The following is a 23,580-nucleotide window of genomic DNA, read 5'->3' on the forward strand; positions in this document are numbered from 1 at the left end:
GATGCGAGTCCTCGGTGTCATCGTCGCAGGAGTCGTCACGGTCTCAGCCCTCGCGCTCTCGGTGAGTCGTTCATCGGCGTCCGAAGATGTCACAGCCAACCTCACGTTGATCGCCCCCGCCGGAGCCGGAGGAGGCTGGGACGGGTTCGCACGCGAGGGACAGCAGGTTCTCCGAACCACGCGTCTCGTCGGCAACGTGCAGGTTGTGAACATCCCCGGCGCGGCCGGCACCATCGGCTTGAGCACGTTCTCCACGATGGGCGGTCGCTCCGATGCGCTTCTCGTCACCGGATCAGGAATGGTCGGCGGCATCGCGCTCAACGATTCACCAGTGGACTTCAGCGACGTCCGTCCCCTCGCGCGACTCGCTGAAGACTACGACGTCATCATCGTCCCTGCGGACTCACCGCATCAGACTCTCGAGGACCTCGTCACCGAATGGGCTTCGAATCCGGCCGACATGCCCTGGTCCGGCGGTTCTGCGGGAACGATCGATCATCTGTTGATTGCGGAACTTGCCCAGGCCGCGGGCATCGCGCCCGGCGATCTGACATACATTCCGAAATCCGGCGGCGGGGAGGCGATCCAGGCGCTGCTCAACGGAACGGTCGATGCGGTAGCCACTGGATACAACGACGTGTCAGACCAGATCGAAGCAGGCCGGGTGCGAGCCCTGGCCGTGAGTGGCTCGGAGAAACTCGAAGGCATCGACATCCCCACCATCCGCGACGCGGGCTACGACGTGGAGGTTGCGAACTGGCGCGGTCTAGTGGCGGCTCCCGGTGTGAGCGACGAGGTCTTCCAGCAGCAGCTCGCGCTCCTCGAAACGATGCGTGAGACACCCGAATGGCAGGAAGTGCTCGATCGCAACCGCTGGGAGGACGCCTGGCTCACCGGGCCGGCGTTCGACCGCTTCATCGAAGAGGACATGGCCGCGACCGAGGCGACGCTTCGGGAGCTGGGGCTGTGAGCGTGCCACGTCCCCTCGGGGGGTGGTGGGCCGGTCGAGCGGGCCTCGTCTTCCCGCTCATCCTGTTCTCCTTCGCGACCTATCTGCTCGTCGGGCAGATAGCCATGCCGGTACCTGACGATGTCGACCTTCCCGGGCCGCGATTCTTCCCCACGATCGTCATCGTCGCACTCTACTCGTTGGCAGTCGTTCTCGCAGTGTCCATCGTGCGTGCACCGCAACCGCCCCTCGCCGAAGTCACGCTCGAAACCGAGGGAAAGGTCCGACAGAACCCGGATCACGGCACGTCCTGGTTCAGCGATTGGCCGCGGCTCGCCTGGGCGACCGGCGGGTTTGCAGCGTTCATCCTGCTGCTGCAGCCCGCCGGGTGGATCGTCGCGGCGGCCATATTGTTCTGGGCGGTGGCCCGGGCACTCGACTCAAAGCATCCCCTTCGCGATGTGGGCGTCGCGCTCGTGTTCTCGTCCGTGCTGTACCTGATCTTCGCCGGCGTGCTCTCAGTAAACCTGCCAACCGGCGCTCTCTTCGGCGGAAGGCTCTGACATGGACATCCTGAACAATCTGCTCGGCGGGTTCGCGGGCGCCCTGGAACCGATGAACCTGGTGTGGGTGCTCGTCGGGTGCCTGTTGGGAACTGCCGTCGGTGTGCTCCCGGGGCTCGGCTCCTCGATGGCGGTAGCGCTCTTGCTGCCGATGACCTTCGCGCTGGACCCGACCGGAGCCTTCATCATGTTCGCCGGGGTGTACTTCGGAGGGCTGTTCGGCGACTCGACGATGGCCATCCTGATGAACACGCCGGGAAGTGGCTCGGCCATCGCCTCGACCTTCGAAGGTCATGCCATGGCGAAGGCAGGCCGAGCGCCACAGGCGCTCGCGACCGCAGCCATCGGCGCGTTCATCGGAGGTATGGTCTCGTCGCTCTGCGTGGTGTTCTTGGCCCCCGCTCTGGCGGAACTGTCAACGATGTTCGGGCCCGCGGAGTACCTCGCGCTCGCGCTGTTTGCTTTCGTTGCCACCTCGTCCGTCGTCGCGGATTCCGTCGCAGCCGGCCTCGCGAGCCTCACTCTCGGCCTGGGAATCTCGCTCATCGGCATCGACTCCGTCACAGGGGTGGAGCGTTTCACCGGTGGGGTCCCCGAGCTGTTCGACGGAATCTCGCTCATCACGGTGACCGTGGCGATCCTCGCTCTCGGAGAGGTGTTCCGGGTGGTCTCCCGAGCACGCCAAGAGCCCGGAATGCGGGCCGTCAGTGTAGCAACACGATGGCCGCGTCTCTCTCGCGAGGATCTTCGCGAAGCAGCACCCGCGTGGGCTCGCGGCACCGTGATCGGGCTCCCCTTCGGAGTGATCCCGGTCGGTGGATCGGAGGTCCCAACGTTCATGGCATACAGCTTGGAGCGACGGCTCGACAGTCGACGGAGGTCGCCGATGTTCGGCACGGGAGCGATCCGCGGACTAGCCGCCCCTGAAGCCGCAGGCAACGCCACCACGGGGACGGCGATGGCATCCCTCCTCGCCCTCGGTCTGCCCGTGTCATCGACGGCGGCCATCATGTTGGCAGCCTTCAAGCAGTACGGTCTCCAGCCAGGACCACTGCTGTTCGATCGAGCTCCGGATCTGGTCTGGGCGCTGTTGGCAAGCTTCTTCATCGCCATGATCGTCCTGCTGCTCCTGAACCTCCCGCTCGCAGGTCTCTGGGCAAAGCTCATCGAGATACCGAAGCACTACCTCTACGCAGGTATCGCCGTGTTCTGCGCGATGGGCGTGTACGCGACGTCCGCATCGACATTCGAACTCTGGCTACTGCTCGGTCTGGCAATCCTCGGATTCGCGATGCGTCGTTTCGGGATCCCGCTGGCGCCGCTCATGATCGGCATCGTCCTCGGCCCACTTGCGGAGACGTCCTCGCGCGATGCGCTGCTCAGTTCCGGGGGTGACGTGAGCGTCCTCATGGCGACGCCGATCGCGATCGGCATCTATCTGCTCCTCGCGGTAGTCGTGGCCGCATCCGTCGTCGGCAAAGTCCGGGCGCACGCCGGCCGCAACGACCCGATGGCCGCTGTCGGACGAGCCGGCGGCTCGCAGACTGAGACCATACGTACTATTCGGAAGCGGGATCGCCGGCGGCGCTGACACCCGATCACCACGTGTGCTGTTGGCCTACTCGTCACTAGATGCCACTCGGGGATCCGTAGACGGGATGGACAAAAGCGGAGTCAGACCACGGTCGTTCACGAAGTCGTTCTCCAGCCCACGTATCAGCATTAGATGGCAGCACTGTTCCGGATTATTTGCTCGATATGGTCCTCGGGCGTCAACAGGAGATCGGTTGCGATGGTGATCTCAGTGACGCGATCAGCGTTGCGAGAACCCGGGATCGGCACGATGAAGGGCTTGCGTGCCAGCAACCACGCGAGCGACAACTGCGAGAGCGTCGCCCCTTTGCTCTGCGCGAGTTCGCTCAGTTCTTCGGCGATTGCGACATTCGTGCCGAAGTTCGCGGGTGCCCACCACGGGTTGCGGCGACGGAAATCACCGGCCGAATACCCGTCGAGAGTCTTGACTGCACCCGTGAGGAAGCCACGCGCCAGTGGACGGTATGCGACGAGGCCCACTTCGAGTTTCTCAAGCACAGGAAAGAACGTCTCAGCTGAGCGATCGAAGAGTGAGTAAGGTGCCTGGACGACGCTGATCGGATGAACAGCATGCGCCTTGCGCACGTTCTCCTGAATTGTGTTCGAAAGGCCGAGAAAGCGCACCTTTCCCGCATCCATGAACCCCTCATAACCCCGACGACTCCCTCAATGGGGACTGCAGGGTCGTGGATGTGCTGATACAGCACGTCGATGGAATCTACGCCCAGCTGGCGCAGGCTTCCGTCGACGCTGTGTCGCACGTGGGGGAGCCGAGAATCTGGGGTGAAGTCCGGTGTGAACCCGAACTCCGTGGCGATAGTCACGTTACCCCGGATAGGGCGAGCGCTGCGCCGAGCAGCGTCTCACCCTTGCCCCGGCCGTACAGCTCGGCGGTATCGAAGTGCGTGATGCCGTGCTCGTGCGCGGGGCGTATCGCGGCGATCGACTCGGAATCATACTCCGCGCCGTCCCCGAGTGCAGTGTCCATCGATCCATAGCCGAGGGCGGAAGAGACGAGCCCCTATCTGCCGAGCTTGCGTCCGTTCATGCTGGCTCTTTCTCTCAAGCCCGCCGTTAACATTCCGCGGTCACCGGTGGGGCCGCGGGGAATGATCTGCCGGATGGTGTCGAGGTCGGCTGCGGTCAGCGTGACGTCGGCGGCGGCGATGTTCTGAGCGACACGGTCGCGATTACGGGAACCGGGAATGGGGACGATGTAGTCCTTCTGGGCCAGGACCCAGGCCAGAGCCAGCTCAGCGAGTCCGGTGCCCTTGCTTTCAGCGAGCTCGGTGAGCTGCTCGACGACGTGGAGATTCGCGTCAAAGTTCTCCGGCGCCCACCAGCCGACGTTCTGGCGGAAGTCGTCGGCGGCGTAGTGGTCGCGCGGCGCGACCGCCCCGCTGAGGAATCCGCGCGCCAGAGGTGAGTATGCGACGAGACCGATGCCGAGCTCTTCGAGCACGGGAAAGAGTGCTTCGGAGTCGCGGGAGAACAGGGAGAACTCGCTCTGCATGACCGAGATCGGGTGAACGAGGTGCGCGCGCCGGATGTTCTCGGCATCAGTGTTCGACAGGCCGAGGTAGGACACTTTGCCTGCTTCGACAAGGTCTTTCATGACCCCGATGACATCCTCAATGGGCGTGTTCGGATCGGCTACGTGCGGGTACAGCACATCGATGTGGTCGGTACCCAGATTCTTCAGGCTCGCGTCGACAACCTCACGGATGTGATCTGCGGATGAGTCGGGTGTGAAGGCGGGTATGAAGCCAAACTTCGTCGCGATCGTCACCTCCTCACGGATCGGGGCCAGCGCCGTGCCTAGCAATCTCTCGCCTTCACCCACCCGTACAGCTCCGCAGTGTCGAAGTGCGTGCCCCCCAACTCATGGGCGCGCCGGACCGCGGCGATCGGCTGTACATCGTCGCTAGGCCCGTATCCCATAGCGGTTCCCATCGCTCCATAAGCGATTGCGGACGTGACGGGGCCCTGCTGGCCGAGCGTGCGCTTCTGCATGTGCTTCCCTCAAAAGAGTCAACACAGTCACTATACGACGCGGGTGTCAGTGTCTGACGCGAGGGTCGCACTAGACTTGTGGGATGGGAGAACAAGTTTCGCGGGCATTCGCGGTGTCGCCCGTGACGCTGTGCGGGATCACGTCGCGCAGGTAGGGATCGACTTGTTCGCGGAGCGGGGGTTCGACGCGGTGACCGTCGAGGAGATTGCAGCGAACGTGGGAATCTCGGCTCGAAGCTTCCACCGCTACTTCCCCACGAAGGAGGACAGCGTCATCGGCGAGACCCGGGTGGGTGGTGAGTTGGTCACGGATGCTTTCGCCGCGCGTCCGCTGGACGAGACGGTGTGGGAATCGCTTGCGGCCGCCTTCGGCGCGTTATTGGACTCGACGGGGACCGAGGTGAGCCGTGGAAGCGACGTCTGCGGGTGATGGACAGCACGGATTCCCTTCGCGCGCGTCACCTCGAGAAGCATCTCCTGTGGACCACTATTCTCACTCCGCTTGTCGAAGAACGGCTCCAACCTCGGGAAGATGTCGCACTACGTGCCCGGGTGCTGATCCAATCGGCGCTCGCGTGCTTCGAGGTCGCACTCTTCGCCTGGGCCGAACCCTCTGAGACCCGCACTCCGCAACACTTGCTCTCTCTAGCGTTCGCCCAGATAGGGGATGCGCACACGTAAGAGACCGCGATTCTGACGCCAACCACCACCCATTCCGGGGATCGCTGACAGAACGGCTGGGTGAGGTTTTGGTGAGTGTCGGGTGTCGCCAACGAGACTCGCCTCCTCTCAGGAGTACGCGTCCTCAATCTTGCGTCGCGCTGGCGATCGCTTCAATGTGGTCAACTACGGGGAGCTCGTCGAGTGGCGGACCACAAGCTTCGTGGGGAACTCGTGGCGTGCGATCGGCACGGGCCCTCCCGCGATGGCTTGGAGGAGTAGTTCGACAGCTGCGCGACCCATCTCGTCGTACGGCTGTCGAGAGGTGGTCAGCTGAGGGTTGAGAAGAACAGCGGCGCGCTCGTCGTCGAAGCCCGCGATCGCGATGTCTGCAGGTACACGGAAGCCACGGGCGCCCAAAGTTCTCAGCACTGGAGCAGCAAGTCCATCAAACGCGCAGAACACGGCGTCCGGCACGATCCCGGCCCCCAGGAGTTGGTCGAGCTCGTCGCACAACGGCTTTCTTTCCGGCGAGTTCTCGATCTCTACGACGAGGCTTTCGTCGATGGGGATTCCGGCGGCGGCCAGGGCATCACGGTAGCCCAGCTCACGTTCGCGGATGAAGAGCCCCTCACCCCAGGCTGGATTGAGCTTACCTGCTCTAGGCCGCAGAAAGCAGATGCGCTTACTGCCCTGGTCTACGAGGTGTGCGACGACCTCTTCCGCGCCGAAGCGGTTGGTGGGGGATACCGTCGCGAAGCGCAGCTCCGCGCTGGAGTCGTCGATGGCGATGCCGGGGATGCCGATACGGTCACAGGCATCGCGGACGGCTTGCTGGTCGCGGACGCTGATCACTATTACCCCCTCGGTAGGGATGTTCTCCAGCCCTTCGACAACGGCAGCGATCCCGCCTTCAGTTCCGGCGATGGGATGTACGAATGTCTGGTAGCCCATGGCGGATGCGGCCTGGAAGGCGCTATGCACGACCGGTTCCCACCAGCCCCAGCCGTCGTCCGGAACGATCACGCTGATCGCGTGAAAGCCGCCGTTGCGCAAGGCGCGAGCGGCGACAGATGGGCGGTATCCGAGTTGTTGCGCGATCGCTCGAACACGGTCCCGAGTGGCGACGCTGACATCAGGGTGATCCGCGAGTGCGCGCGACACCGTGGCCATGCCGACTCCGGCAGCTTTGGACACGTCTTTGAGAGTCACTCTCTGTGTCATTGTCTAGCTCCTTCGCACCGCTTGACGGGCAAAGCGGTCGTGGCTTAGTGTATCGGAAGCGTCACCGGAAACGTTACCGGTAACGTTCTGGAATCGCAGTCTCAACGACGAGGAACCTTTCATGTCTGAATCCGTGACCACGACCGACACCACGTCCCCGGCGCGTGTGGGCCCAGTCTTCATAGCTATCTACGCGCTCGCAATGTTCGGCATCTGGATGGCCATCAACCTCCCCGCATCGGTCACCCTCGCACTGCGGATTTCCGAGATCGACCCCGAAGGGAAGACGACGACCTACTCGATCGCCGCGGGCGTCGGCACACTCACGGCGGTGCTGGCCAACCCGTTCTTTGGACGTCTCAGCGACCGGACGCGGAGCCGGTTCGGTCGCCGCCGACCGTGGATCGTGATCGGCCTGGTCGGCACGACGATTGGCGCCGCGGTGATCGGCTTCTCGGACACGTTCCCAATGCTGCTGCTCGGGTGGATCCTGATGCAGGCCTTCGTGAACGCCGCGATTGCTGCAACCCTCGCGATTGTCGCCGACCGTGTACCCACGTCACAGCAAGGCCTAGTCGGCTCGTTGTCGGGCGCGGCGTCGTCTGCGTCCATCGTGCTGGGCGTCTTCTTCATTCAGGCGTTCCCGACCAGCATCCTTGCTCAGATCGGCCTTCCTGTCGCCGTCGCACTCGTATTCGCCGCAGCGCTCGTCGCCATCTTCAAAGACGACACACCCACCGCCGAGGTGACACCGCTCGGCGCCCGAGAATTCCTCGGGTCCTTCTTTGTCAGCCCGCGCCGCGAGCCGGACTTCTCCTGGCTGCTGCTCTCACTGTTTCTGCTGTCCTGCGGTTTTGGAGTTGTAGCCACATACACCGTTTACCTCCTCCAAGACCATATCGCGGTGCCCGAAGCCGAGCTGTCGGACGCCATCACCCTGTCGTACGTGATTCCCGGTGTCGTCGCGTTCGTGATCGGCCCGATCGCAGGATGGATCGGCGATCGACTCGGACGGCGTAAGCCGCTGATCATCGCGGCCGTCATCGCTGGTGTCGTGGGCATGAGCGTTATCGCGGTTGCACCCGCGGCGGGTCCGTTCCTGGTCGGCGTGACGCTGGTCACCGGGGTCGCCGCCGGCATCATGATGGGCACGTACATCGCATTCGGCATTGCCGTGATGCGGGACAAGCTCGCCGCCGCACGAAATCTGGGCGTGATCAACATCGCCCTCACCCTTCCGTTCTCCGTCGTTCCGTTTATCGCCCCGGCACTCCTGAGCCTCGGCGGGGGATCGGCGAACTACGTCGCGCTCGTGATCTTAGGAGCAGTACTCATGGCGACGGCGGTGGTCCCACTTATCGCGATCCGCTCTCAGCGCTGATCTCACCGGCCGGCGTCCATCTCAACCGCCCGAAAGGCAAACATGTTTCAGTTCCCCTACCTGAACCGTTCTCTGACCCCCGAGGAGCGGACCGAGGACCTTCTCGGCCGAATGACTCTCGAAGAGAAGGCCGGGCTGATGTTCCAACCCGCGATCAACATCCCCGGCAGGATCACCACTACGGCGCAGGCTCTCGCAGACGCCGAAGACAAAGTCGCTGGCAAGCTCATCTCCCACATCCATGTGATGGATGGCGACGACGCCACCGAGATCGCCCGGTGGCTGAACCGGTTGCAGAAGCTCGCTGCAGAGACGCGGCTCGGCATCCCGATCAGCTTCTCCACGGATCCCCGGAACGGCTTCCATAGTTCCCCGTTCACAGGGAAGACCGCCGACGCCGTCTCCCGCTGGCCCGAGCACACGGGACTCGGCGCCATCGACGACGTCGAGCTCGTGCGCGAGTATGCAGACGTCATCCGGCAAGAGATGCTCGCGATGGGCATGCGGGTGTACCTAGGGCCGATGGCCGACATCTTCTCCGAGCCCCGATGGTCGCGCGGCTTCGGCACCTTCGGCGAAGACCCCGAAGTCGTTTCCGCCCTGGTCGCTGCGTTCATCGAAGGACTCCGGGGTGGGCCCGAGCTGACCGCGACAAGCGTCAGCGCCATGGTGAAACACTTCCCAGGCGGCGGACCGCAGCTGCGTGGCATGGACGCGCACGACAAGCGCTACCGTGAGCAGGTCTACCCCGGCCACCAGCAGGAACTGCACCTGCGTCCGTTCGAGGCGGCATTCGCCGCCGGCGTCACCCAGGTCATGCCCTACTACGGGATGCCGGTCGGGACCGACTGGCAAGAGCGCGGCTTCGCCTTCAACGAGCCCGTGATCAAGGGTCTCCTGAGAGAGAGATTCGGCTTCAACGGCATCGTGTGCACCGACTGGTACCTGCTGGAATCCTCGACCGTCGAGGACATCACCTTCGGTCCGAACGGCTACGGCTTGGAGAACCTCACACCCACTGAGCGACTCAGAATCGCCCTCGAGGTAGGGGTCGACCAGTTCGGAGGTGACAGTTGCCCCGAGCGAGTCGTCGATCTCGTGACCACGGGGCAGGTGACCGAGGATCGAGTGAACGTTTCGGTGAGGCGAATCCTGCTCGAGAAGTTCCGGCTTGGTCTCTTTGAGCACAGGTATGTCGACGCAGATGAAGCGCGTATCGTCGGGGCGGACGTGCGCAATCACACCCTCGGTCACAACGCGCAGGCCGCAGCGCTCACGCTCCTCAAGAACAACGACACGCTGCCGCTCGCGCGCGGCACGCGGGTGTTCACCGAGAACATCGACTGGGACGGCATCGACATCCCGGTCGAACGCGTGCTCTCTTCCGAGGAGGCAGACGTCAACATCGTGCGGCTGACCGCCCCCTACGAGCCCGATGAGGACGGCGCTCTCGGCAACTGGTTCCACTCAGGGTCGCTGAGCTACCCCGACAGCGTCATCGATCACGTCCGGACCCTCGCGCAGCGGGCCCCGACCATCGTCGTCATCTATCTGGAACGACCCCCGGTCTTAACAGACCTCGAACCGCACACGGCGGCTTTGATCGGTGAGTACGGAGCGAGCGACGCTGTGATCCTCAACGCCTTGCTCGGACGGACGCCGTTCACCGGCACGCTGCCCTTCGACCTGCCCCGGTCCATGCGGGCCGTGGAGGCATCCAGCGAGGATGTCCCATTCGACACGCAAGATCCGCTTTACTCGCACGGCTACGGCGAAGCGCTGAGCACCGAGAGGGTGCGCGCTGCGGTCGAACCGCAGCACTCGTAGCCGATTCTCGAAGTCCGTGAGCGCGATCACGGTACGCTATGTCCCCATGCCGAGGTGCGCGCCGCCGGCCACATCGAGAGACACCCCGGTGATGTAGCGATTGGTCGGGTCCGTGAGGAAAGCGATCGCGTTGGCGATCTCGGCCGATTCGGCGAAACGCTGCATCGGCAGCTGCGCTGCGCGAGCGGCACGCGCTGCCTGTGCGGAGCCGGATTGATCGGCGAGCTGCGCCCAGAGTGGCGTGTTCACGGGGCCCGGATTGACGGCATTGACCGATATGCCGTTCGGCCCGAGGATCTTCGCCATCGACCACATGATGTGCAGCACGGCGATCTTGCTCGCGTTGTACGGGAGGTAGTCGACCCGCGCTTCTTTCGCGGCGACCGAGGACAGCAGCAGGATCGTTCCCTTCGTGCCGCTGTCGCGCATGATGTTGGCGACCTCGCGCGTGATCGTGAAGGTGCCGGTGGCGTTGATGCGCATGACGCGCTCGAACTCCTCGGTCGTTGTGACGAGGGGATCGGGGGTGCCGCCGAGTACACCTGCGGCATGGACGAGAACGTCAATGCGGCCGTGCTCCGTGACCAGTTGGCGGACCACGTCGGCGGTCTGCCGCTCATCGGTGACATCGAGCTCGTAGAAAGCGGCGAGGTCCTGGCCGTCGAGCGGTGCGCGGTCTGCCCCGATGACCACGTCTCCGCGTGCCTGGAGAGCAGTCACCACCGAGGCGCCGATACCTCCGCTCGAGCCCGTGAGGAGGGCGATCTGGGGCTGGCTCTCGGATGCTACTGCACTGCTTTGCTGGACCATGTGCGTCCCTCCTGTTCTTCGGTGGGCAGGCCGGCGGAGGCCAGGATCTGATCGAGCAGCTGCTGGGTCTTGACCGCTTCCCAGCCGGACGTCAGCGGCTGCTCCCGGTCTTTCACGCGATCGAGGAAGTGCCGGACAGCGTCAGCGAACCCGAAGGTCTCGGTCGCAGTCGCCCACCCGAACGCTTCGGGGCTCATCGACCGAACGGTCCGGACGCCGTCGACGGTGATGGCGACGGAATCGGGGGCGATGACCTCGGCCGAGCGCATCTGCCCGTACGCGTCGAGCTTCTCTCCCCACGCCCCAGCGGCTCTGGCGGCGACGAGTACACCGGTGTTCCCGGTCGAGAATCGGACGAGGGCCGCGGTGCCGTCTTCCTCCCATGGGTTGGTTCCGGCTGCCGCGGCGGTGACATCGACGACGTCTCCGCCGCAGAACCAACGGAGCAGATCCACCATGTGGATCGCATTCTCGAACGTGGCCCGGTATTCGGTGCCAGCGCGGTTCTTCTGCGCCACGCAGAACGACGCCCCGGATGCGCCGAACGCCTCCCGCGCTGCGACGTATGCGGGCGCGAAACGGCGGTTCAACCCCACCATCAGGATCCGGGCGTGCGCGTCCGCGAGTTCGGCGAGACGGACGGAATCAGCGGTGGAAGTGGCGAGAGGCTTCTCACAGAACACATCGATTCCCGCGCGGAGCGCGCTCTCGACGCCCGCGACATGCTCTGACCGGGGCGTGAGGACGAAAACCGCATCGAGGTCTTCGGAAGCGATCATCGCGTCGACTGTGCGGTAGACGTTCGCAAACCCCCACCGCCGCTGCACGGCACTCGGATCCTCGCGCCGGGACACCAGGGCACGGAGCTCGACATCCTCGCGCTGCACCAGCGTGGGGAGCTGAGCGATACTGGCGATATTGCCCGCGCCGACCACGCCGACCCGCAGCGCGGTCACGACCGACCCTCCGAGGTCTTGCCGGTGCCGGTCGGCTCGAGTTCCGACAGCAGCCTGCGCAGGTACTGCGCACCGCGACGGAAGCCGATCTCGGGGTCGTCGAGGTCCTGAGGGTGCCACCGGTACTCGTACTCGAGTGAAAGCACATCGTCGTACCCGACGTCGCGGAGGAGGCGGAGGGCGCGTGACCAGTCGAGGGCGCCGTCGCCGACGACGCGCGAGATGACGGCACGTTCTGACGCATGCACGCGCGCCGTCTCGGAAGCGACGAAGGGAGCGTTCGGGTCTTTGAAGATCAGATCCTTGACGTGGACGTGACCGATGAGGTCGCCCTGGACGGCGAAGGCCTCATCGACGTTCTCGTCGTGGGTGAACGTCAGGTTGGCCTGGTCGTAGAGCACACGGACAGACGGTGAGTTCACCGTGCGGACGAGCGCGGCGGTGTCCCGCGCCGTCTGCGTCATCGTGCCGAAGTGGTTCTCCGCGCACAGCACCACACCCGCTTCCGCCGCGGGGCCGGACAACTCCTCGAAGGAGCGGACGAGTTGCGCCCAATGGGCGGCGTGGTCCGCCTGACCCGGCTGCCAGGCGCCGGAGTACACGCGGATACGGTTCGCACCGACAGCATGAGCGATGTCGATGGCGGACTTCAACTCCGCGACCGCGGCCCCGCGGTCGCGCTCAGCCGTCGCATTGATCGCTGTGGTGTACGGAGTGAGGCCGATGATGGAGATGCCTTCACCATCGGCGACGCGCGCCGCCTCCGCGGCAGCCGTGGCATCGCCCACGGGAAGACCGCTGATGTAGTCATCCTGATAGATGACCTCTGCCGCATCGAGCCCGGACCGCGCGAACAGCTTGAGCGCTTCGGGAACCGTGTGGTCGGGGGTTCCGAGGGTGTGTCCAGCGATTTTCATGAGGGAGTCTCCGGGGTGGTTGAGGGGGAGTGGGCGTGCCAGTCGCGCGGACCGACGAGGTGCGGGGGGTCGGCGACCCGTGATCGGTCGACGAACTCGAGGATGAGTCCCCAGGAGGTGCGGGCGTACACCCACCGGTTTCCTGCCACCGCGGGACTGTCTCCGGCGACCTCCTTGCGGGCGCCGAGGATCTCGATGCCGGCGAGGTCTGAGATGGCGGCCACGACGTCGTCGACGTCAGCCACCACGAAGCACAGGTGGTGACCCCCGGCGTCGCTGGCGCGCGGGAACACTGGCGAGCGATCCTCGCTCCACCACTGGAAGAGTTCGATGTTCAGGTTCGGCGGCAGTCGAAGCATGCGCAGCTTCAGATGCGCGTCTTCGGGGACGCCGAAGTGCTCCGGCATGACGGCAGCGTCAGGTCCGCGGGTGGACTCGTAGAGCACTTCGGCGCCGAGGAGGACGGTGAAAAGGCGTGTCGCGTCATCGAGATCACGAACTGTGAACGCGACGTGGTCGACGTACTGCAGGCCGGGAAGACGGGCGGTGTCTGTGTTCATCAGGGGAGTTTCTGGGTGGATGAGCGTACGAGAAGAGTCGGTCTGAGGACGACGTGATCGGGAGGACGGTTCGCGATGAGACCTTCGCCGAGTTCGATGGCGATCCGGCCGAGCTCTGTGATGGGCTGCCGGACGCTGGTCAATCGAGGGCTGAAATCGGCACCCAGATCCAGGCCGTCGAACCCGACCACCGACAGATCATCAGGCACGGCGAATCCGCGGCTGCTGAGCTCCGAGATCACGGCGAACGCGATGGCGTCATTCGATGCGATGACCGCGGTGGGTCGCACCGGCTCCCGCAGCCAGTGGTCGACGATCCCCGGAGCGAGCTCCGTGCCCGCCGCTGCCTCCAGAACGACAGGCGAAACCCCGTGGCGTTCGGCAGCATGGTGGTACGCGTCCCACCGGTCTTGAGCCGTGTAGGTGCCGACGATCCCCGGCGCATAGGCGATGTGCGTGTGGCCGAGACCCAGGAGGTGGTCGAAGGCGAGGTCTATGCCGTGCGTGCTGTCGACGGTGACGGTGGGCACACCGGAGTCGTCTTTCACACGGTCGATGACGACGACTCTGTTCTGGAACGCGTACTCGCGTAGTGCCTCCAGGTCGACGCGGGTGGATGGGGCGACGACGCCGAACGGGGAGTACATGGAGCGCATCGACGCCAAGTAACCGGCGGTCTGACCGGTATCCCCGCCGGTGATGCAGAGCATCAGCTGGAAGCCGCGCGCTTCCGCAGCGGCGGTGGTCGCCCGTGCGAGCTCGGCGTAGAACGGGTTGGTGATGTCCGGCACGATCAGCGGGATGAGATTGCTCGAACCGCGCCGGAGCGCTTGGGCGAGGGGATTCATCGAATAGCCCAGCTCAGCGGCGACACGCAGCACATGCTCCCGCGTCGCTGTGCGGACGGCATCCGGTCGGGAGAAGGCTCGCGACACGGTCGAACGGTGCACTCCAGCCGCTTCGGCGACGTCGTCGATGCTCACGTCGGTCATGTCCTACCGCCCGCCCTCGTCCGATGACCAGATGACTTCCATGGTCTCCACGAGTTCCGCCAACGTCGGCATTCCCGCGAATCCCTTCTCGAGGGTGTCGGCGACACGGTCGACGAACACGTCGTAGAGCGGATCGCTGTCCACTTCGAGGACCGAGCCCTCGGTGACGCCCTGCTGATTCGTGAAGGATGCGTTGCCGTCTGAGTCGACGGAAGCGAAGCCGTTGGACCCGCTCGCAGAGAAGCTGCAGTACCGTTTCAACGGCGAATCGGGGAAGGCATACCCGACTTCCACGATTGCCTCTCGACCCGTGGACGTCGTCAGAATGAGCGTCGCGTGATCATCGACGCCTTCACCGTGCAGCGCGGTGGACAGGCGTCGGACGACGTCGGAGGGATGCCCGATGTGGCGGATCGCCATGTCGACGAAGTGCGGGCCCAGATTCATCAGGCTTCCGCCGCCGGAACGCGCAGGGTCGAGCATCCAGGGATTGCCGTTGCGCCGATATCGGCTGGCAGGCCCGGCGATGAACGCCATCCGCTCGTAGACGATGTCACCGGCACGGCTCAGCCAGGTATCTACGGGGGCCTCACGCTGAACCAATGGCACAGTCGCTGCGACGCCGGTGAGGCGCGCCTGCTTCTCGATCCTTCTGAGGTCGTCGAGGTTCGTCCCGGCGGGCTTTTCGATCACGAAGGGGATCCGACGATCGATGAGTTGCTGGGCGATCGCGGGCATCTGGTGATGCGGGCTGAACACGAACACCACATCGATGTCGTCGCCGTTCAAGGCCTGATCTACGCTCGCAGCGACCGATGCGCCAAGTGGTTCCGCCAGTCGGCGGGCTACCTCAAGATCGATATCTTGTACCGTCGTAACCCGAAATCGTCGAGCAAGTCCGTCGCGGTACAGCAGCGCGTGCCAGTGCGAGGCACCCAGCACCACGGCTGTCGGCCGGGGGTCAGCGGTAGGACCTTTGATCACCGTTGATTCCTCCATCCCTGCCTCAGCAAGCGATCCTGAACAAAATGAGAACGATTGCTGAGATCGATCGCAGAAAGACTCCCATACGCGACGGGTTGTTGTCAACGAGCCGAAAACGCGGGCTCGCGAAACGAGTAAAAGTGGTGTAATCCTCGATGTCATGTTCAAGAAACTTGATGTCCTAGAAACCATCCGCGATTCCGGCAACGTACTCATCGTGCGCCTCGACACCGCTGAGGAGGCGTACGAGGTCGCCGCCGCCGCCGTCGCCGGCGGCATCCGCGCGCTCGAGATCACGCTCTCGATTCCGGGCGCTCTGACCGTGATCCAGCGCCTGGTCGAACGCTTTGCCGGCCAAGACGTGACTTTCGGTGCAGGCACAGTTTTGGATGAACACGCCGCCTGGGCCAGCATCCAAGCCGGCGCCCAGTTCCTGGTCAGCCCCAACCTCAATCCCGGGATGATCCGGGTTGCCAACCGCTACCAGATCGCCACGATCAGCGGCGCGTACACACCGACAGAGATCCTCAACACCGCGGAGGCGGGCGCGGACATCGTCAAGTTGTTCCCTACCGAAGCTGGCGGAATCCCGTACACCAAATCCGTACTCGCACCTCTCGCTCACATCCCGATCCTCCCGGCGGGCGGCGTCACCACCGCGAACGTCGGAGACTGGTTCGATGCCGGTGTCGTCGCCGTCGGGGTAGGCAGCGCTATCACGAAGGCTGGCCGCCCTGGCGGTGACATGGGCAAGGTCACCGAGGCTGCGGAGGGCTTCGTGGCGGCGATCGCCCGAGCGAAGCGATGACATCCAAAGAAGCGACTGTTCCCGTCGCCTACATCGCTCTGGGCGGGGCGGGCTCGGGCAAGTCGACGTTGTCAAGGCATCTCAGCTCGCTCACGGGCGCGGCATACCTCGACAAAGACACGCTGGCCGGGCCGCTGGTGAGGGTTGCGCTCGAAGCGTTGGGGCAGAACCCCTCCGATCGAGAGTCGAACGGGCTGTATCGCGAGAAGATCATGCCCGCCGAGTACGAGACCCTCTTCGCCACCGCCGGCCGCAACCTCGAGCTGGGGCACTCGGTCGTTCTCGACGCACCGTTCGTCGCCTACCTCGAGGACCCGGATTTCCTTCAACGTTCCACCGAGGAAGCGAGCTGGCCACCTGCCCGACTCAAGGTGATCCATGTCCGAACATCCCCTGACATCGTCCGGCAGAGACTGATCGAACGGGGCAGCGAACGAGATCGAGTCAAGCTCGCCGACTGGGACAACTACTGGGCGACGTTCGGCGTTCTGCGATGCCGCTGGACCACCGGTGAGCATGTCACCGTCGCCAACGACGATGCCTCGGCCTTCGAGCGGGTGGCCGCTCTGATCTGACTCGCGCTGGTGAGTCCCCGGGATAGTCGATCCGCTTCGGACTCATGCTTGACAGATACGACACCTCGTGCGAGAGTCGGTAACGGCGTTACTTGAAACGCTGTTACCGATCCCACGATGATGAGGAATCACACCATGGCACTAGCGGAAGACGTCGCCAACGCGATGCATGCGCTCGAGCTCCTGGCGTCGCGACCCGAAGGTCGACGCGTCAGCGAGATCGCCGAGCGGCTGGATATCAACAAGGCCATCGCTCACCGCCTTCTCGCCGCGCTGACGAACGTGGGGTACGTCAGTCAGGATGCCCGCACTTCGAGCTATGTGGCGACGCACAGCCTCGGTGCTCTGGGGCTGCGGCAGCTGTCGTCCTCCGGTGTGGGGACGTGGGCGCAGAGGTCGTTGGACTCTCTTGCCGCTGACAGTGAAGAGCTCGTCCGCCTGGCTGTCGCGACCAATGACTCGCTGCAGTGGATCGCGAAGGCTCAGGGGTCGAACTCGTCGCTCCGCCTCGACCCGGTGATGGGTCAGGACGTCGTCCCTCACGCAACCGCGTCCGGCAAGGCATGGCTGGCCACGCTCTCATCGGAGCGCGTCGACACTGTCCTGGATCATGAGGACCGGCTGAGCGTCACCTCTCGGTCGCCGTTGGACCGGCCCGCACTTCTCGTCGAACTCGACGAAGTTCGGCATCGTGGATATGCCACAACATTCGAGGAGATGGACCTGGGCATCAACGCGGTGGCGGCACCGATCTATGGCGCCGGACCGGGCAGGGAAGCGACCGGCACCATCAGCATCGCGGGTCCGTCTGTTCGGATGACGCGTGCACGAATGGCTGAGCTCTCCCCACTGCTGCTCAACGCGGCGGCAGAGGTTGCCAAGAGCTGGCCGAGTTACGCATATCTCGTCGCGAGCGAGGAACTGTCCGCGTAGCCCCAGCTCACTGCTGAGATTTGTCCTATTCCGGTTGATCGCACCTCGATCAACCTCTATCAAGTGTGTCCAACGTCGGCTCCTGGTTCGCCGCCGACGCGTCTTCCGAGGAGGAGCCGAATGACAACTTCCCCCCACGCCGCCAGCGCAGCCGTTGTGGAAACGAACGATGCCCCCGTCCGGAACGGCCGCGCTCGCAACCTTCTGGCTGGAACCGTCGGCCACTTCGTCGAGTGGTACGACTGGTACGTCTACGGCCTCCTCGCGGCCGTCTTCTCTTCGCAGATCTTCCCCTCCGACTCGCCGTTCGCCTCGCTGATGGCCGCGTTCCTGACGTACGCCGTCGGGTTCATCGTTCGCCCGCTCAGCGGCATCATCCTCTCCCCGCTCGCAGACAAATACGGTCGACGCCGCATCCTGTCGCTCGCGGTGTCGGGGATGGCACTGGGGGCCCTGATCATCGGGCTGACGCCGCCCTTCGCCGTCGTCGGTTACCTGGCCCCGATCATGTTCGTCGTAGCGCGAATCCTCCAGGGCATCTCCGCGGGCACTGAGGGGCAGAGCGCCATCGCGTTCATGGTCGAACACGCACCCGCCAATCGTCGCGGTCTGTTCGGCTCCTTCACCAACATGGCCAGCGGTCTGGCAACGCTCACCGCGACCGGGGCTGCCGCCATCGTGACCTCCGCCTTCGCCCCGGCGGCCCTCGAGTCGTGGGGGTGGAGAATTCCCTTCATCGTCGGCGGCCTCCTCGGCGTCGTCGGTCTTATCCTCCGGGCGCGCTCGGACGAGTCTCCGGAGTTCGAGGCGAGCGCGCTCGTCGAGCAGAAGTCTGCGCCCAAGAAGCTCATGGAGTTGCTCCGCAACCACCCGAAGGCCATCCTGCAGACCGCGGCTCTCTCGGCTCCCGCGGTGGCCTACTACACCTGGGCGACCTTCCTGCCGACCTACGCGAACCTCACATCGGGGCGCGACCTGTCCTCAACACTGGCGGGCAGCGTCATCGGCCTCGCCCTGCTCGTGATCGTCGTGCCCGTCTGCGGCTACCTCTCCGATCGCCTGGGCCGACGCAAGATCTTCCCGATCGCCGGTGCCATCGGGATGATCGTCCTCTTCTTCCCCCTCCTGTTGCTTCTGCAGACACCCGGCTTCGGCGTCTATGTGCTCGTCGCCGCCTCCGGCTGGGTCGTCCTCGGCATCTGGCAGTCCGTCTACCCGACCATTCAGGCGGAACTGTTCCCCGCTGCCGTCCGCGTCTCCGGAATCGGCTTCGCCCACCAGATTGTGATCGCCGTGTTCGGCGGCACCGCACCGCTCATCGCGGCCGCGTTCGTCGGTGCCGGGAATCCCATGGGGGTCGCGATCTACATGATCGTCGTCGTCAGCCTGTGCCTCATCGTGTACTTCACGCTCCCGGAGACCGGAAGCCGCGCACCGCAGGCCACCGTGTCCGCGACGGACAGCATCGGTGTCGTCGTGGACGACCCGGCGATCACGCAAGCAGACTCGCCTCGCCGCGCACACGCACGCGCCCGTGCGAGCTGAGACGACTGAGCAATGACTTCACTTCACAGGACGGAAAGGACACCCGAATGATCATCAACACGTTCTCCTATCTCTGGAAGGCGTCGGCTCTCGAGGCGATCAGGGAGCTTGTCGACAACGGGTACACGGTGTTCGAGATCCCGGTCAGCGCTCCGCACTGCTGGCCCGAGGATATCCCGAGCGCACAACGATCGGATGTTCGCGCGAAGCTCGACGGGTTCGGAGCTCGGGTCCGCTCGCTCAACGCCGGCGGCTACGACCTCAACCTCGCCAGCCCCGCCGCGAGCATGCGCCGAAAGAGCATCGAGCACATCACCTCAGTCATCGACTTGGCGGCCGAGTGGAACGTCGAGGAGATCATCATCTCTCCCGGCACGCGACGCCCCATGATCTCCCCGACACTCGAGCAGGTGCACGGGTGGCTGTACGAGAGTCTGGACACCCTGATCCCTCGGGCGAAGGAATCGGGGACCCGACTCCTCTTCGAGCAGACCCCGTACTGCTTCACCCCGACCATCGAGGCTCTCGCTCACGTCGTACGCACGGTGAATGACGACTCGCTGAAGATCGTGTACGACGTGGCCAACGCCGCGTACATCGGCGAAGACCCGGTCGCGGCGCTGCTGGAGTACCGCGAGCTGATCCCCCTCATCCACATCTCAGACACCGGCACGGACTCATGGGGCCACGACCCGATCGGCACCGGCGTGATCGACTGGTCGGCGCTGGGTGCGGCTGTCGACGCGACGCTGGGAGTCGACAACGTCGTCCTCGAGGTCATCCGCGACGAGAACACCCTCGAGGAATTCGCCACTGCGCTGCGTGACCTCGGCGCCGCAGGGTGGAGTGTCGAGAACAACCGTACCGAGGAGGTCGTGCGATGAGAGCTCTGGTCAGCGGTGGAAGCAGCGGGATCGGCGCCGCCGCGAGTGTGAGGATCGCCGAAGCGGCCCTCGCTCGAGGTGAAGAGGCCCTCATCGCGGTGTGCGGGCACTCATCCGGTTCGCAACATGAGGACGTCGTCGAAGCTGTTCGCGCTGCCGGAGGCACCGCCATCGCCCTGATCGGCGACCTGGGCGACCCGGAGGTGCCGGCCAAGTTGGTCGAGGCCGCAGTCGACGAATTCGGGGGCCTGGACGCGCTCGTGGCAAATGCCGGCATCGCTAAGCCGGGAGCTCTGAAAGACGTGACGTTGGAGGACTGGGAGCACATGTTCTCCGTCAATCTTCGCGGAGCATGGCTTCTGGCCAAGGCCAGCTACCCGCATCTGCGAGACAGCGAAGGTGCAGCGGTGTTCACGTCCTCGATGTCGGGCCAGACCCCTCACGCCGGATCCGGTGCGTACAGCCCCACGAAGGCCGCCTTGACTCTGCTCGCGCAGACGCTCGCGTTGGAATGGGCGCCTGACGGAATTCGCGTCAACGTGGTGTCGCCCGGGATGACCCGGACGGGGATGAACACCGATCTCTACAGCGATCCCGTGATCAAGAAGGGTCGCGAAGCGATCATTCCGCTGTCGCGAATCGGGCAGCCGATCGACATCGCCAACGTGATCGAGTTCCTGATCAGTCCGCTCGCAGGCTACGTAACCGGCCAGGACATCTGCGTCGACGGAGGATTCTCCAAGTCCATCCTCAGCCACATCCCTGGCCGGCCCAGTTCGAAGGCCTGACCAAGAATGGCCCGAGCGCCGACACGCGCTCGGGCCTCATCCACACAGACACGGGCACTCGCTTTCCCGGGCACACAGCAGCCGAACGAGGCGAACACATCTCAAAGGAGAGAACGACATGATCAAGAAGCGGTGGAGCATAGCTCTGGGAGCTGTTGCGGCGGCGAGTCTGCTGCTGTCCGCCTGTGCGCCGGCGGATGATTCTGGCGGCGGAGGCGATGGCGGCGGGGACAGCGGCCCGGTGACCCTCACGTACTGGGACTTCCTGGACCCAAGTCAGGACAACCCGCGGGCGAACGCATTGCGAGACAACATCGCTGCGTTCGAAGAAGCCAATCCCGACATCAAGATCGACCTGTCCGTCGTGGCCCTGGGCGACATGATCAGCAGACTTCCGCAGTCAGCAGCAGCCGGACAGGCCCCGGACGTGTTCAAGATGTTCACGCCGCAGGTGCCACAGATGGCAGCCGCGGGCGCTTACACGCCGTTGCCGGAAGCTGCCCTCGCGGTGGACGACTGGCTGCGGCCTGCGGACACGCTCGCCGGTCCCGACGGCCAGCAGGTCGCCGTCCCGTACGAGTACCGCACGTGCGCGCTTTACTACAACCAGAAGATCCTCGATGAGATCGGCGCCACACAGCCCACCACCTACGACGAGGTCGTCGACGTCGCCGCCAAGGCGGCAGCCGCCGGGTACACCGGCTTCGGCACCGGCTTCTCGGACACCGATAACTCCGCCATCATCGCGACGTTCTTCGACTGCTTCATGAGTCAGGTCGATCAGGACATCTGGAACGACGACGGCGACGCCGACTACGCCGGAGAGAAGGCCAACGAGTTCGGCGACTTCCTCGCCAAGCTCCGCGACGCGAACGCCCTCGGCAGCAGCGTCGTGTCGGACACGTACTCCTCCGTGACCGACGGGCTTTCGAACGGGACAGTCGCCATGGCTGTCCTCGGTACCGAGCGCATCGTGACCTACGGCACGACCAACCCCGACATCAAATGGAGCGAGCTTCCGACCGCCTCGACCGGCGACCAGACCGGCGCGACGTTCGGCTGGACCATGGGCATCGGTGCCGGAAGCAAGAAGGTTGACGCCGCCTGGAAGTTCATCGAGTTCATGACCGGTGCTGAGGCCGCTGCGGGATTGGCGGGCGGCGGTGAGGTTCCCACACGCTCATCCAGCTACGACGACCCGTACTTTGCGACTCCTGAGGCCGACACGGTCAACGCCATCTCGAAGTACGTCGAGAGCAACAGCGAACCGCACGTCTACCAGGACAACTGGATCAGTCTCGCGACCGGGCTGTCACAGGCAGGCCAGGCGCTGTACCTGAACGGGCTGTCGGGCAGCGAGTTCATCACCACTGCGCAGGACGCCGCGAACAAGTAACCCGACAAACATCCGGGGAGCCTGAAGAGGCTCCCCGGAGATCGGAACATCATGACTCTTTCTCCTGGCGTCGTCGGGGCTCCCTCCGGCAGTCGCAAAGCCGCCACCGGCACGGATTCCCCCTCCAAGCGCCGGCCCGGCCGCATCGACAGGCGAGTATGGCTGTACACGGTCCCCGTCGTGCTCGTCTTCACGTTCGTCTTCATCGGCCCGCTCATCTACACCGCGTGGACCGCCCTGCACGAGACGACGTACTACCAGATCGGTGAGTTCTCGGGACTGAACTCCTTCGTCGCACTGTTCTCCGACCCGGATCTCCCCTCCCAGATCGGCACCACTCTCGCCTTCTCGCTCGGCGCCCTCGTGGTCGCTCTGCCCGCGGGCCTCATCTCAGCGATCGTGCTGAATGACCTGCACCGGTTCAAACGAACGGTGCGCAGCCTGTTCCTGCTGCCGTGGCTGATGTCCCAGGCGATCGCCGGAACCATCTGGCTGTGGTTCCTGAACCCCAACTACGGCCCCGCGTCCTACATCACCACCTCGCTCGGATTCGGCCCTACCGACGTGTTCTCCTCACCGGCAGCCGCCCTGGTCGCAGTGACGCTGATCACCGCGTGGTGGTCGTATCCACAGGCCATGTTGCTGTTCCTCGGTGCTTTGCAGACCATCCCGGAAGAGCTCCGCGAAAGCCTGAAGATGGACGGCGGCGGGATCTGGCGGGGATTCGTCAGCATCACCCTGCCCTATCTGCGGAACACCATCGTCTCCGTCGTCGTGGTTCTGCTCATGCTGTACGTGCAGATGGTGACCATCATCCTCGTCACCACTCGTGGCGGGCCTCTCGGAGCCACGGAAACGCTATCCATGCGCGTCTACAACCAGACGTTCCTCGACTTCGACCTCTCGGGTGCCTCCGCAACGGCGATCCTGCTGTTCGCGGTCAACACGGTTCTCACCCTGGTCGCCATCCGATTCCGTCGAAAGGAAGCATTGTGAGCACCGCAACCGAACGCATTGTGACAGGCGGAACCCCGAGGCGCCGCCGGCGCCGCATCGACTGGTTCCGGGCTGTGCCCACCTGGGTCTACATCCTCCTCTCGGCTGCCATCGTCCTGCCGCCGGTGGCATGGATTCTCTCCACGGCCCTCAAACCCGCCGCCGACACCATCGCCTTCCCTCCCGAATGGATCCCCAATCCATTCACCATGGAATCGTTCGCCGG

General features: G+C 64.6%; 22 protein-coding genes and 3 pseudogenes. 14 read left to right on the forward strand and 11 right to left on the reverse strand.

Going from position 1 to position 23,580, the window contains the following annotated elements; all coding sequences use genetic code 11:
- Position 1 precedes the first annotated feature (1 nt).
- Genes MRBLMI13_RS03275 through MRBLMI13_RS03285 form a run of 3 tightly spaced genes read left to right on the forward strand, consistent with a single transcriptional unit; the run spans position 2 to position 3,103 of the window.
- Positions 2–970 (forward strand): Bug family tripartite tricarboxylate transporter substrate binding protein, encoded by a 969-nt coding sequence (locus MRBLMI13_RS03275; protein WP_367824951.1) that lies wholly within the window; start codon positions 2–4, stop codon positions 968–970.
- Between the two features lie 2 nt (positions 971–972).
- Entirely contained in the window at positions 973–1,512 is a 540-nt protein-coding gene (locus MRBLMI13_RS03280) for a tripartite tricarboxylate transporter TctB family protein (RefSeq protein ID WP_367820466.1), read from the forward strand.
- A 1-nt stretch (position 1,513) separates the two neighbouring features.
- On the forward strand, positions 1,514–3,103 hold the full coding sequence (locus MRBLMI13_RS03285; protein WP_367820464.1) for a tripartite tricarboxylate transporter permease: 1,590 nt from the start codon (positions 1,514–1,516) through the stop codon (positions 3,101–3,103).
- A 131-nt stretch (positions 3,104–3,234) separates the two neighbouring features.
- Here the strand turns inward: MRBLMI13_RS03285 and MRBLMI13_RS03290 are convergent, their stop codons facing one another.
- The 4 genes and pseudogenes from MRBLMI13_RS03290 to MRBLMI13_RS03305 form a co-directional block, all read right to left on the reverse strand.
- The gene (locus tag MRBLMI13_RS03290) at positions 3,235–3,744 is read right to left on the reverse strand and encodes an aldo/keto reductase (protein WP_367820462.1); all 510 of its coding nucleotides are present in this window, start codon (positions 3,742–3,744) and stop codon (positions 3,235–3,237) included.
- A gap of 68 nt (positions 3,745–3,812) precedes the next feature.
- A pseudogene (locus MRBLMI13_RS03295) lies at positions 3,813–3,929 on the reverse strand (hypothetical protein); the annotation flags it as partial.
- A pseudogene (locus MRBLMI13_RS03300) lies at positions 3,926–4,096 on the reverse strand (aldo/keto reductase); the annotation flags it as partial. The pseudogenes MRBLMI13_RS03295 and MRBLMI13_RS03300, both read right to left, overlap by 4 nt.
- 30 nt (positions 4,097–4,126) lie before the next feature.
- A pseudogene (locus MRBLMI13_RS03305) lies at positions 4,127–5,118 on the reverse strand (aldo/keto reductase).
- A 43-nt stretch (positions 5,119–5,161) separates the two neighbouring features.
- Here MRBLMI13_RS03305 and MRBLMI13_RS03310 point away from each other — a divergent pair.
- Positions 5,162–5,548, forward strand: coding sequence for a TetR family transcriptional regulator (locus MRBLMI13_RS03310; RefSeq protein WP_367824953.1), 387 nt, complete (start codon positions 5,162–5,164; stop codon positions 5,546–5,548).
- Between the two features lie 416 nt (positions 5,549–5,964).
- Here the strand turns inward: MRBLMI13_RS03310 and MRBLMI13_RS03320 are convergent, their stop codons facing one another.
- The gene (locus tag MRBLMI13_RS03320; RefSeq protein WP_367820456.1) at positions 5,965–7,002 is read right to left on the reverse strand and encodes a LacI family DNA-binding transcriptional regulator; all 1,038 of its coding nucleotides are present in this window, start codon (positions 7,000–7,002) and stop codon (positions 5,965–5,967) included.
- A gap of 121 nt (positions 7,003–7,123) precedes the next feature.
- Between MRBLMI13_RS03320 and MRBLMI13_RS03325 the strand changes: the two genes are divergently transcribed.
- The gene (locus MRBLMI13_RS03325) at positions 7,124–8,383 is read left to right on the forward strand and encodes an MFS transporter (RefSeq protein WP_367820454.1); all 1,260 of its coding nucleotides are present in this window, start codon (positions 7,124–7,126) and stop codon (positions 8,381–8,383) included.
- Between the two features lie 42 nt (positions 8,384–8,425).
- The gene (locus MRBLMI13_RS03330; RefSeq protein ID WP_367820452.1) at positions 8,426–10,210 is read left to right on the forward strand and encodes a glycoside hydrolase family 3 protein; all 1,785 of its coding nucleotides are present in this window, start codon (positions 8,426–8,428) and stop codon (positions 10,208–10,210) included.
- A 36-nt stretch (positions 10,211–10,246) separates the two neighbouring features.
- Here the strand turns inward: MRBLMI13_RS03330 and MRBLMI13_RS03335 are convergent, their stop codons facing one another.
- Genes MRBLMI13_RS03335 through MRBLMI13_RS03360 form a run of 6 tightly spaced genes read right to left on the reverse strand, consistent with a single transcriptional unit; the run spans position 10,247 to position 15,387 of the window.
- Positions 10,247–11,020 carry an SDR family NAD(P)-dependent oxidoreductase gene (locus MRBLMI13_RS03335; protein ID WP_367820450.1) on the reverse strand — a complete coding sequence of 258 codons (774 nt, stop codon included), beginning with the start codon at positions 11,018–11,020 and terminating at the stop codon, positions 10,247–10,249.
- The gene (locus MRBLMI13_RS03340) at positions 10,996–11,976 is read right to left on the reverse strand and encodes a Gfo/Idh/MocA family protein (protein ID WP_367820448.1); all 981 of its coding nucleotides are present in this window, start codon (positions 11,974–11,976) and stop codon (positions 10,996–10,998) included. Before MRBLMI13_RS03340 ends, MRBLMI13_RS03335 begins: the two co-directional genes overlap by 25 nt.
- A complete protein-coding gene (locus tag MRBLMI13_RS03345) occupies positions 11,973–12,893 on the reverse strand; it encodes a sugar phosphate isomerase/epimerase family protein (protein WP_367820446.1) in 921 nt (306 codons plus the stop codon). Before MRBLMI13_RS03345 ends, MRBLMI13_RS03340 begins: the two co-directional genes overlap by 4 nt.
- On the reverse strand, positions 12,890–13,453 hold the full coding sequence (locus MRBLMI13_RS03350) for a VOC family protein (protein WP_367820444.1): 564 nt from the start codon (positions 13,451–13,453) through the stop codon (positions 12,890–12,892). Before MRBLMI13_RS03350 ends, MRBLMI13_RS03345 begins: the two co-directional genes overlap by 4 nt.
- Positions 13,453–14,445 (reverse strand): LacI family DNA-binding transcriptional regulator, encoded by a 993-nt coding sequence (locus MRBLMI13_RS03355; protein WP_367820442.1) that lies wholly within the window; start codon positions 14,443–14,445, stop codon positions 13,453–13,455. Before MRBLMI13_RS03355 ends, MRBLMI13_RS03350 begins: the two co-directional genes overlap by 1 nt.
- 3 nt (positions 14,446–14,448) lie before the next feature.
- Entirely contained in the window at positions 14,449–15,387 is a 939-nt protein-coding gene (locus MRBLMI13_RS03360; RefSeq protein WP_367820440.1) for a Gfo/Idh/MocA family protein, read from the reverse strand.
- A 202-nt stretch (positions 15,388–15,589) separates the two neighbouring features.
- Here MRBLMI13_RS03360 and MRBLMI13_RS03365 point away from each other — a divergent pair, with 202 nt between their 5' ends.
- From MRBLMI13_RS03365 to MRBLMI13_RS03400, 8 genes are all read left to right on the forward strand, one after another.
- Positions 15,590–16,237: a bifunctional 4-hydroxy-2-oxoglutarate aldolase/2-dehydro-3-deoxy-phosphogluconate aldolase gene (locus MRBLMI13_RS03365; protein ID WP_367820438.1), complete on the forward strand. Its 648-nt coding sequence runs from the start codon at positions 15,590–15,592 to the stop codon at positions 16,235–16,237.
- Entirely contained in the window at positions 16,234–16,812 is a 579-nt protein-coding gene (locus MRBLMI13_RS03370; RefSeq protein ID WP_367820436.1) for an AAA family ATPase, read from the forward strand. Before MRBLMI13_RS03365 ends, MRBLMI13_RS03370 begins: the two co-directional genes overlap by 4 nt.
- Positions 16,813–16,947: 135 nt before the next feature.
- Entirely contained in the window at positions 16,948–17,745 is a 798-nt protein-coding gene (locus MRBLMI13_RS03375; RefSeq protein WP_367820434.1) for an IclR family transcriptional regulator, read from the forward strand.
- 120 nt (positions 17,746–17,865) lie between these two features.
- On the forward strand, positions 17,866–19,290 hold the full coding sequence (locus MRBLMI13_RS03380; protein WP_367820432.1) for an MFS transporter: 1,425 nt from the start codon (positions 17,866–17,868) through the stop codon (positions 19,288–19,290).
- A 47-nt stretch (positions 19,291–19,337) separates the two neighbouring features.
- On the forward strand, positions 19,338–20,174 hold the full coding sequence (locus MRBLMI13_RS03385; RefSeq protein ID WP_367820430.1) for a sugar phosphate isomerase/epimerase family protein: 837 nt from the start codon (positions 19,338–19,340) through the stop codon (positions 20,172–20,174).
- Positions 20,171–20,962 (forward strand): SDR family NAD(P)-dependent oxidoreductase, encoded by a 792-nt coding sequence (locus tag MRBLMI13_RS03390; protein WP_367820429.1) that lies wholly within the window; start codon positions 20,171–20,173, stop codon positions 20,960–20,962. The genes MRBLMI13_RS03385 and MRBLMI13_RS03390 overlap by 4 nt, the downstream gene beginning before the upstream one ends.
- 118 nt (positions 20,963–21,080) lie before the next feature.
- Positions 21,081–22,358: an ABC transporter substrate-binding protein gene (locus MRBLMI13_RS03395; protein ID WP_367820427.1), complete on the forward strand. Its 1,278-nt coding sequence runs from the start codon at positions 21,081–21,083 to the stop codon at positions 22,356–22,358.
- 51 nt (positions 22,359–22,409) lie between these two features.
- Positions 22,410–23,354 (forward strand): carbohydrate ABC transporter permease, encoded by a 945-nt coding sequence (locus MRBLMI13_RS03400; protein ID WP_367820425.1) that lies wholly within the window; start codon positions 22,410–22,412, stop codon positions 23,352–23,354.
- Positions 23,355–23,580: the final 226 nt, after the last annotated feature.

The organism is Microbacterium sp. LMI13-1-1.1 (genome assembly GCF_040815625.1).
In the GTDB taxonomy this organism is placed as follows: domain Bacteria; phylum Actinomycetota; class Actinomycetes; order Actinomycetales; family Microbacteriaceae; genus Microbacterium; species Microbacterium forte.

Coding starts and splice junctions, on each gene's coding strand:
- MRBLMI13_RS03275 (WP_367824951.1), top strand. CDS start 2: ATGCGAGTCCTCGGTGTCATCGTCGCAGGAGTCGTCACGGTCTCAGCC.
- MRBLMI13_RS03365 (WP_367820438.1), top strand. CDS start 15,590: ATGTTCAAGAAACTTGATGTCCTAGAAACCATCCGCGATTCCGGCAAC.
- MRBLMI13_RS03350 (WP_367820444.1), bottom strand. CDS start 13,453: ATGAACACAGACACCGCCCGTCTTCCCGGCCTGCAGTACGTCGACCAC.
- MRBLMI13_RS03335 (WP_367820450.1), bottom strand. CDS start 11,020: ATGGTCCAGCAAAGCAGTGCAGTAGCATCCGAGAGCCAGCCCCAGATC.
- MRBLMI13_RS03395 (WP_367820427.1), top strand. CDS start 21,081: ATGATCAAGAAGCGGTGGAGCATAGCTCTGGGAGCTGTTGCGGCGGCG.
- MRBLMI13_RS03380 (WP_367820432.1), top strand. CDS start 17,866: ATGACAACTTCCCCCCACGCCGCCAGCGCAGCCGTTGTGGAAACGAAC.
- MRBLMI13_RS03390 (WP_367820429.1), top strand. CDS start 20,171: ATGAGAGCTCTGGTCAGCGGTGGAAGCAGCGGGATCGGCGCCGCCGCG.
- MRBLMI13_RS03400 (WP_367820425.1), top strand. CDS start 22,410: ATGACTCTTTCTCCTGGCGTCGTCGGGGCTCCCTCCGGCAGTCGCAAA.
- MRBLMI13_RS03385 (WP_367820430.1), top strand. CDS start 19,338: ATGATCATCAACACGTTCTCCTATCTCTGGAAGGCGTCGGCTCTCGAG.
- MRBLMI13_RS03370 (WP_367820436.1), top strand. CDS start 16,234: ATGACATCCAAAGAAGCGACTGTTCCCGTCGCCTACATCGCTCTGGGC.
- MRBLMI13_RS03320 (WP_367820456.1), bottom strand. CDS start 7,002: ATGACACAGAGAGTGACTCTCAAAGACGTGTCCAAAGCTGCCGGAGTC.
- MRBLMI13_RS03325 (WP_367820454.1), top strand. CDS start 7,124: ATGTCTGAATCCGTGACCACGACCGACACCACGTCCCCGGCGCGTGTG.
- MRBLMI13_RS03345 (WP_367820446.1), bottom strand. CDS start 12,893: ATGAAAATCGCTGGACACACCCTCGGAACCCCCGACCACACGGTTCCC.
- MRBLMI13_RS03330 (WP_367820452.1), top strand. CDS start 8,426: ATGTTTCAGTTCCCCTACCTGAACCGTTCTCTGACCCCCGAGGAGCGG.
- MRBLMI13_RS03355 (WP_367820442.1), bottom strand. CDS start 14,445: ATGACCGACGTGAGCATCGACGACGTCGCCGAAGCGGCTGGAGTGCAC.
- MRBLMI13_RS03375 (WP_367820434.1), top strand. CDS start 16,948: ATGGCACTAGCGGAAGACGTCGCCAACGCGATGCATGCGCTCGAGCTC.
- MRBLMI13_RS03290 (WP_367820462.1), bottom strand. CDS start 3,744: ATGGATGCGGGAAAGGTGCGCTTTCTCGGCCTTTCGAACACAATTCAG.
- MRBLMI13_RS03285 (WP_367820464.1), top strand. CDS start 1,514: ATGGACATCCTGAACAATCTGCTCGGCGGGTTCGCGGGCGCCCTGGAA.